At 65.6% G+C, this 8,127-nt stretch carries 8 protein-coding genes; 7 read left to right on the top strand and 1 reads right to left on the bottom strand.

Annotated features, from left to right (window positions below; genetic code table 11):
• On the bottom strand, positions 1–1,269 hold a 1,269-nt coding region (locus VKF82_06580), incomplete at its 3' end, for a hypothetical protein (protein ID HME81726.1).
• A gap of 98 nt (positions 1,270–1,367) precedes the next feature.
• Between VKF82_06580 and VKF82_06575 the strand changes: the two genes are divergently transcribed.
• The 7 genes from VKF82_06575 to VKF82_06545 form a co-directional block, all read left to right on the top strand.
• Complete coding sequence (locus tag VKF82_06575; protein HME81725.1) at positions 1,368–1,748, top strand: metalloregulator ArsR/SmtB family transcription factor; 381 nt, start codon at positions 1,368–1,370, stop codon at positions 1,746–1,748.
• A 9-nt stretch (positions 1,749–1,757) separates the two neighbouring features.
• Positions 1,758–2,177, top strand: a complete 420-nt coding sequence (locus tag VKF82_06570; protein HME81724.1) for an ArsI/CadI family heavy metal resistance metalloenzyme — start codon at positions 1,758–1,760, stop codon at positions 2,175–2,177.
• Complete coding sequence (locus VKF82_06565) at positions 2,167–2,808, top strand: arsenate reductase ArsC (GenBank protein ID HME81723.1); 642 nt, start codon at positions 2,167–2,169, stop codon at positions 2,806–2,808. Before VKF82_06570 ends, VKF82_06565 begins: the two co-directional genes overlap by 11 nt.
• The gene (locus VKF82_06560) at positions 2,808–3,512 is read left to right on the top strand and encodes an MIP family channel protein (GenBank protein ID HME81722.1); all 705 of its coding nucleotides are present in this window, start codon (positions 2,808–2,810) and stop codon (positions 3,510–3,512) included. The genes VKF82_06565 and VKF82_06560 overlap by 1 nt, the downstream gene beginning before the upstream one ends.
• Before the next feature lie 11 nt (positions 3,513–3,523).
• On the top strand, positions 3,524–4,801 hold the full coding sequence (gene glgC, locus VKF82_06555) for a glucose-1-phosphate adenylyltransferase (protein ID HME81721.1): 1,278 nt from the start codon (positions 3,524–3,526) through the stop codon (positions 4,799–4,801).
• A 28-nt stretch (positions 4,802–4,829) separates the two neighbouring features.
• Positions 4,830–6,497 carry a glycoside hydrolase family 57 protein gene (locus VKF82_06550; protein ID HME81720.1) on the top strand — a complete coding sequence of 556 codons (1,668 nt, stop codon included), beginning with the start codon at positions 4,830–4,832 and terminating at the stop codon, positions 6,495–6,497.
• Positions 6,494–8,127: alpha-amylase/4-alpha-glucanotransferase domain-containing protein (locus VKF82_06545; protein HME81719.1), on the top strand; the 1,634-nt coding region annotated here is incomplete at its 3' end. The genes VKF82_06550 and VKF82_06545, both read left to right, overlap by 4 nt.

The raw sequence follows: 8,127 nt of genomic DNA, 5'->3' as shown, positions 1-8,127 counted from the left end.
GACGTCGTCTGCTTCGAGATGCTTCCAGGTGCGGTTGCGCCCCCGTTTGCGTTGCGGCGGCGGCGGCGGCATCGCCGGATCGCCCTCCAGCCAGCGATAGACGACGTAGTTGTAGTACTGCTTGCACCACAGCATTCCCGCGAACGCCTGTCGCTGGACGAGACGGCCCTCGTCCGACAGCGGATAGGGCGAGATGCGCGCGTAGTATTCGTCGGCTTCAGCCTTGCGCTTGGCGAGCACGGCGGAGAAGGACTCGCCGAGCGGATCTGACAGCGGCTCTGATTGCGTGAGCCGGACTCGAATGCGCGCCGTGTCGCCAGCGGCGATGTCAAGCACGTAAAGCGCTGCCGCCTTCGTGCCCGTCCGCGTTGGATTCACCGCGGCGGCGTCGCCATGCACCACGTATTGATGGAACGCATCTTTGACGTACGGCTGCGGATTGGGCTGGCCGAAAATCCGCTGCACGTTGGTCTCGTTCTCGGTGAACAGCAGCGTCGTCGGCGTCTGCACGTAGAGGCGCCGTTCGCCGATCCTATGATGGCGCGCCTCGAGCACGCTGCACGAGAACTCGTCACCTGCGGCCACGATCGACGGCCGCATCGGTGAGCCGGCCCACGTCCATGTGTTGCGGAACCACAGTGTCGGCAGAAGATGAAGCCGGGCGACCAGCGGGCCGCGATTGGCGATCGCGATCTCGATGCAGATGTCTTCTGGCCCCGCCTTCGCGTACTCCGCCGTGACGTCGAAATAAAGGTCGCCGTCGAAGATGCCGGTGTCGATCAGCTCGTACTCGGGTTCGCTGCGGCCGCGCGCTTCGTTGACCTTGACGAGTTGCTCGTAGGGGAACGCGTTTTGCGGATACTTGTACAGCGCTTTGGCGTACGAGTGCGTCGGCGTGTTGTCGAGGAAATAGTAGCACTCCTTGACGTCCTCGCCGTGGTTGCCTTGAGGGTTGGTCAGCCCGAACAGGCGCTCTTTGAGCATGCTGTCCCGGCCGTTCCACATGGCTATGGCAAAGCACAGGTGCTGGCGGTCGTCGGAGAAGCCGAGCAGTCCGTCTTCGCCCCAACGGTACGTGCGCGCCGGCGCATCGTCGTGCGTGGTGTAGGCCCAAGCGTCGCCGTCAGGGCTGTAGTCCTCGCGCACCGTGCCCCACTGGCGCTCGCTCAAGTATGTGCCCCAGCGCCGCCAGCGCACGGCGTGCGCGTGGCTCTCGCGAAGACGCACTTCTTCCGCGGTGACCGGCGCGGTCGGTTCGGTCATCGACACGATTGCCGCTTCGGACGCAAGCGCGAGAACCCTCCGGTTCGCTGTATCGAAGGGCTTCTATATTGACAGATGTCAATGTTAGGCTGTAGACTATCGGCATGGCCGAAAAACGATGCGCGCCCAAGCCCCCTCGCGTCACCGACACCGGGCCAGGGGCGGCGTTGTTCCGCGCATTGGCGGACCCGCATCGGCTCCACATCTTCGCCATGATCGCCGCCGCCGGCGATGACGTCTGCGTGTGCGATATCAACGAGGGTGTGCCGCTGCTGCAGCCTACCGTGTCGCACCACCTGAAGATCCTTCGGGATTGCGGCCTCGTCGTCGGCGCGCGCCGCGGGACCTGGGTCTATTACCGTCTGGCCGACGGAGCAGGAGAGCGCGTGCGTCAGGCGGTCGCCGCAATTCTGCCGCGCGTCCTCGCTCGTGAAGACGAGCCGCTCGCCGAGCGCCACGTCCGGCGCAAACGCCGCGTCGCATAGAGAAAGAAGATGAAGACGCACTTGAGCCTTTCCACGCGCGACCTCGATGCCAGCGTCAAGTTCTACCGCACCTTGCTGGCCGCCGAACCCGCCAAGCACTACGAAGATTATGCCCTTTTCTTGACATACGAACCGGCTCTCGAGTTGGCTCTGTCGCGAGATCCCGACACGAAGGTCTCGTCAGATGCCCATTACGGCATAGCCGTCGACGCTCCGGACGCGGTGGAGTTTGCGATCGACCGGCTGAGGGCAGCCGGCCTCGCGGTCGACGTCGAGACCGGTGAGACGTGTTGTTACGCGAGACAAGACAAGGTGTGGGCGACCGACCCGGATGGGCGGCGCTGGGAGACCTACTACGTGATCGAAGAGACCGCCGAGCGCAACGGCGGGGACATGTCGTGCTGCGGAGGTGACGGTGATGGCGACTGATCGTACGAAGACGCTCGTCGACCAAGCCCTATCGGGGGCTTCGAATCTCTATGCCGAATTCAAGGGTCTGTACTCCATGGAGACGATCCGGCGATTCCTTGAAGAGAACGCAGACACGCTCGTGAACTGCAAAGTGACCGTGTATCTGCCCATCTTCGCGTGCAGGTTCACGCGCGAGCGTCTTACGGCCATGGCACAAGTCGCCGGCAGCATCCCCAAGACCATGCCGGAGGTGCTCTTCGTCTGCACCCACAACGCCGGGCGCAGTCAGATCGCCGCTGCCATCTTGGATGCGAAGGCCAAGGGAAAGGTCCACGTGCGGTCAGCAGGCAGCACGCCGGGCGATGCCATCAACCCGGTCGTCATCGAGGCCATGTCAGAAATAGGACTCGACCTGAGCAAAGAGTTCCCCAAACCGATGACCGACGACGTCGTGCAGGCAGCAGATGCGGTGATCACGATGGGTTGTGGCGATGCGTGTCCCATATACCCGGGCAAGAAATACGAGGATTGGGACGTCGAGGACCCTGCCGGCAAGGACCTGATGACAGTTCGCCGGATACGCGACGACATCGTCGGGCGCGTCGATCGGCTGATCTTGGAGCTCGCGCCGGCCGACCAGACGTCGTAGTGCTTCTTCGCCAGGCCCTGGTCGCCGAATTCGTCGGGACTTTTTTCCTCGTGTTCGCCGGTACCGGGGCGATCGTCATCGATGCGATAACCCGCTCGGTCACCCACGTCGGCGTCGCCCTCGTCTTCGGTCTGGTGGTGACCGCGTTGGTGTACGCCCTCGGTCACATCTCTGGAGCACACTTCAACCCCGCCGTGACGATCGGTTTTTGGAGCGCCGGAGAGTTCCAGGGTTTTCGCGTGCCTTGGTATGTCGTCGCTCAGTTGCTGGGCGCCATTGCAGCCAGCTCCGCGATGCGGCTGATGTTCGGACCTATTGCCGGCCTCGGCGCGACACTGCCGAACGGTGCCACAAGCACCTCGTTTTGGCTCGAGCTCTTGATGACGTCACTGCTGGTCTTGGTCGTCCTGGGTTCAGCGGTGCACGGCCGAGCGATCAAGAGCTTTGCGGGCATCGCTATCGGCAGCACCATCGCGCTCGACGCGCTGTTCGGCGGTCCCATTTCGGGAGCGTCGATGAATCCAGCTCGCTCTTTGGGTCCGGCGCTGGTGGCCGGGATATGGCACGCGCAATGGATCTACGTGGTCGCGCCTATTGCGGGTTCGATCCTCGCAGTCGTCGTCTACAAACTGATCGCGGACGCAGCCCCGGCGGCGGCTTCCGGGGCTAGCGACGCAGAGGAGAGCGCGCGCACCGCACGATAGTCCTCTGAACGATGGCGCAACCTGCACCTCCACGTTTTGTCAGCCTGCTCACCAAAGCCACGCTGGCGCTCGTGCTGGCGGGGGGCCGCGGCTCGCGCCTCATGCAGCTCACGCAGTGGCGCGCCAAGCCGGCCGTGCCGTTCGGCGGCAAGTTCCGGCTCATCGACTTCCCGCTCTCCAACTGCATCAATTCGGGCATCCGGCGCATCGGCGTCGTCACGCAGTACAAGGCGCACTCGCTCATGCGCCACCTGCAGCGCGGCTGGAGCTTCTTGCACGGCGAGTTCGACGAGGCGGTCGAACTGCTGCCGGCGTCCCAGCGCGTCGAAGAGTCGTGGTACCGAGGCACGGCCGACGCGGTCTACCAGAACCTGGACATCATCCGCTCGCACCGCCCCGAGTTCATCCTGGTGCTCGCCGGGGACCATATATATAAGATGGATTACGGCAAGATGCTCAGCGACCACGTGTCCACCAAAGCCGACGTCACTATTGGCGCCGTCGAGGTGCCGATCGCGTCAGCCGCCGGTCTGGGCACTATGCAGGTGGACGCGAAAGGCCGGGTCGTCGCGTTCGCCGAGAAGTCGCCGAACCCGGCCCCGCTGCCCGGGCGCCCGGACACGACGCTCGCGAGCATGGGCATCTATGTGTTCAACGCGCAGTTCCTCTACGACGAGCTGGCGCGCGTGGCGCTGCCCGACACGACGCACGACTTCGGGCGCGACCTCATCCCCGCACTCGTGGGGCGCTGCAACGCGGTCGCGCACAACTTCGCCGACAGCTGCGTCGGCACCAAGCCCGGCGCCGCGCCGTACTGGCGCGACGTCGGCACGCTGGACGCCTATTGGGAGGCGAACATCGATCTCATCAAACCGCTGCCTGCGCTGAACCTGTATGATTCGAGCTGGCCCATCTGGACGTATCAGGAGCAGGTCGCGCCGGCGAAGTTCGTGCTCGACGAGGAAGGCCGCCGAGGCACGGCGCTCAACTCGCTGGTCTCGGGCGGAACGATCGTCTCGGGCTCGCTGGTGCGCCGCTCGTTGTTGTTCACCAGCGTGCGCGTCCACTCGTTCGGCGAGATCGAGGATTCGGTCGTCCTCTCCAACGTGACCATCGGCCGCAGCTGCCGGCTGCGCCGCGTCATCGTGGACAAACTGTGCGAGATCCCTGAAGGCACCGTCATCGGCGAGGATCCCGACGAAGACGCGCGCCGTTTCTATCGCACCGAGAGCGGCATCACTCTCGTCACGCCCGAGATGCTCGGACAGCAAGTGCATCACGCAGGCTGATCCGCAGCAGCGCAAAGCCCTCGACGTCGTGTTGTGCTGGCACATGCACCAGCCTAGTTATCGCGCGTCCGACGGCGAGTATCGCCAGCCCTGGGTCTACCTGCACGCCATGAAAGACTATGCGGACATGGCCTGGCACTTGGAGCAGGTCGCATCGGCGCGCGCAACGGTGAGCTTCGCGCCGGTGCTGCTCGATCAGCTCGACGACTACAGCGCGCAGTTCGAAGCGCGCTCGTTTCGCGACCCGCTGCTGCGCGCGCTGCAGCGCGGCGACGCCGACGCCCCGGATCGTCGCCGCCAACTCGCGTACCAACTGTGCCGCGCCAACTACGAGCGCATCGTGCGGCGTTTCCCGGCGTACGAGCGGTTGTTCCACCTCGCCGAAGCCGAGGCGTGGGGCGGGCAGCCGCTGTCGGAGCAGGACCGGGCCGACACGATCGTCTGGTACCATCTCGCTTGGCTCGGCGAGGGCGCCCGGCGTAGCGACGTGCGCGCACAGGATCTCATGGCCAAGGCGCGCGCGTTTGACGCCGCGGACCGAAACGTGATGTTGGACATCGTCGGCGACCAAGTGCGCGGCATCGTCGAGCGCTACCGGCGTTTGGCGCATGATGGGCGCATCGAGCTTGCGATGTCGCCCTATTCCCACCCTATGATGCCGCTGCTGATCGACTTCGCCGCCGCGCGCGAATCGCGGCCGAGCGTGGCCTTGCCGGCGGCCGCCTACCCGGGCGGAGAGCAGCGCATCACCGACCAGCTCAAGGCCGGCGTGAGCACGCACGCAGCGCACTTCGGCTCCTCACCCAGGGGATGCTGGCCGTCCGAAGGCGGCATCTCCGAGCGCACGATCGCGGCGTTGTGCGCGCGCCGGTTCGCCTGGACGGCGAGCGGCGAGCTCGTGCTGGCCAATAGCCTGCGGGCGAGCGCGCACGGCGCCGATCCGGGTCCTCGCGAGGGCTATCTGTATACGCCATACGCGGTGCACACGGAGGCAGGCACGATCGCATGCTTCTTCCGTGACGACGACCTCTCGGACCGCGTCGGATTCATCTACGCGCCCTGGCGTGCGGATGACGCCGTCGCCGATCTGACTGCCGCGCTCGAGTCCATCGCGCAGCAGCCGAGCGATGGGCCGGCACGCGTGGTCACCATCATCCTCGACGGGGAAAACGCGTGGGAGCACTACGCGGATAACGCGTTCGAATTCTTGAGCACGATGTACCGGCGCCTGAGCACAAACCCGACGCTCAACTTGACCACGTTCGCCGCACACCTCGCGCACTCTCCTGCGCTGCCGCCGTTGGAGCGCATCGTCGCGGGCAGCTGGGTGTACGGCACGTTTGAGACCTGGGTCGGCGACCCGGATAAGAACCATGGCTGGGATCTGCTGTGCGCCGCCAAACGCGCATACGACGAGACGCTCGCGGCGGGCGTGCTCGGCGAAGCCGAGCGAGAGAACGCGCAGCGATGTTTGCGGCGCGCCGAGAGCTCCGATTGGTTCTGGTGGTTCGGCGGCTACAATCCGCCGGCTCCGGTGCGCGATTTCGAGCGTCTCTATCGCCGGCATCTGCGTGATCTGTACGCCGCGCTCGGCCGCGCCGCGCCGCCGGAGCTCGACGTACCGGTGAGCATCGGTACCGGCGAGCAGGTCTACGACGGCGTGATGCGACGCGCCAAAGAGCCCGACCCGCAATGAGCAAACCCGTCCGCCTGCTCTGGGGCGTGCACGCGCACCAGCCCGTCGGCAATTTCGATCACGTCATCGACGACGCGGTGGCGCGCTGCTATCATCCCTTCTTGGAGACGCTGGAGCGCCATCCGCGCATCAGCGTGAGCCTGCACGTCAGCGGCTGGTTGCTCGGCTACCTCAACCGCAAGTTTCCGGACGACGTGGCGCGCATCGCTCGCATGCTGCGCTCTGGCCAGATCGAGATGATCGGCGGCGGCGACACCGAGCCCGTGTTAGCGGCGATACCCGACCAGGACCGGCGCGCCCAGCTGCGCGCGCTGACGCTGCGCATCCGCGATCTCTTCGGCGTGCGCCCGCGCGGCGCGTGGCTCACGGAGCGCGTGTGGGAGTCTTCAGTCGTTCCCTCGCTGCATGACAGCGGGTTGCGCTTCGTCGCGGTGGACGATTCGCATCTGCGCAGCGCCGGCATCACCGGAGCGCTGGACGGTTATTACTCGACCGAAGAAAGCGGCAAGCGTCTCGACATCTTCCCGATCTCCGAGACGTTGCGCTATCTCATCCCGTTCGCGCCGGCGGCCGACGTCGTCGAGGCGATCGAGCAAACGCGATCCGGGGCGGCCGCGATCTATTTCGACGACATCGAGAAGTTCGGCATCTGGCCGGACACCTACGAGTGGGTCTACGAGCGCGGCTGGCTCGAAGAGCTGTTCACGCGCATCGAGGCCTCGCGCCGCATCCAGACGCAGACGTTCGGGCGCTTCCATCGCCGCAACGCGAGTCGCGGCCTCGTCTATCTTCCCGCGACGTCGTATACTGAGATGAACGAATGGCTGCACGGCGGCACGTGGATGAGCTTTTTGCTCCGCTATCCCGAGGCGAACTGGATGCACAAGCGCACCCAAGGCGCGTCGCGACGTTTCCACGCGTTGCCGCGCTCGCAACAAGCCGCGTCCATGCGGGACGCGCTGCATCGCTCGCAGGCCAACGACGGCTACTGGCACGGTCTGTTCGGGGGCGTCTACTTGCCGTTCTTGCGCGCATCCGTCTACGCCAACCTCGCCGATCTTGACGAGCAGCTCGACGCGCTCGCGCCGCGTCCGCCCTCCGAACGATCCGATATCGATCTCGATGGCCGCGAAGAGATCGCGCTGCGCGCCGGACCCTTTTACGCGGCCATCCGGCCGTCGGAAGGCGGCAGGTTATGCGAGCTCACCGACTATCCGCTGCGGCACGACTTCGCCGACGTGCTGGCACGCCGCGAGGAGGACTACTACGAGGTCATCCGCCACGGCGGCAGCGCCCATCCCGAACGCCGCCGGATGCCGGGCATCGCGTCGATCCACGATCGGGTGGCGTTCAAGGTCGCGATCGATCCGGCGGATCTGGTGCCGGATACGAAGCCGCGCGGGCTGTTCGTCGATTCGTGGCGCGGCACCGTCATAGACTACGAAGGCGAGCCGGTAGAAGATAAGCCTGCCGCGCGGTGCCGCGCGCAGCTCGACGGCGTGACGATAGAGAAGAACGTGCGCATCGAAGGCGACACGCTGGCGGTGCTTTATAGTCTTGAGGCGCGGCGCGCTATCGAGGGCGAGCTGAGCGTGCAGCTCGACTTCGCGCTGCCGAGCGCCGCCGGCCC

Source organism: Candidatus Eremiobacteraceae bacterium (assembly GCA_035314825.1).
Lineage (GTDB): Bacteria > Vulcanimicrobiota > Vulcanimicrobiia > Eremiobacterales > Eremiobacteraceae > JAFAHD01.
The sequence above is the reverse complement of the archived record's forward strand: the minus strand, read 5'-3'. Positions and strand labels throughout refer to the sequence as shown.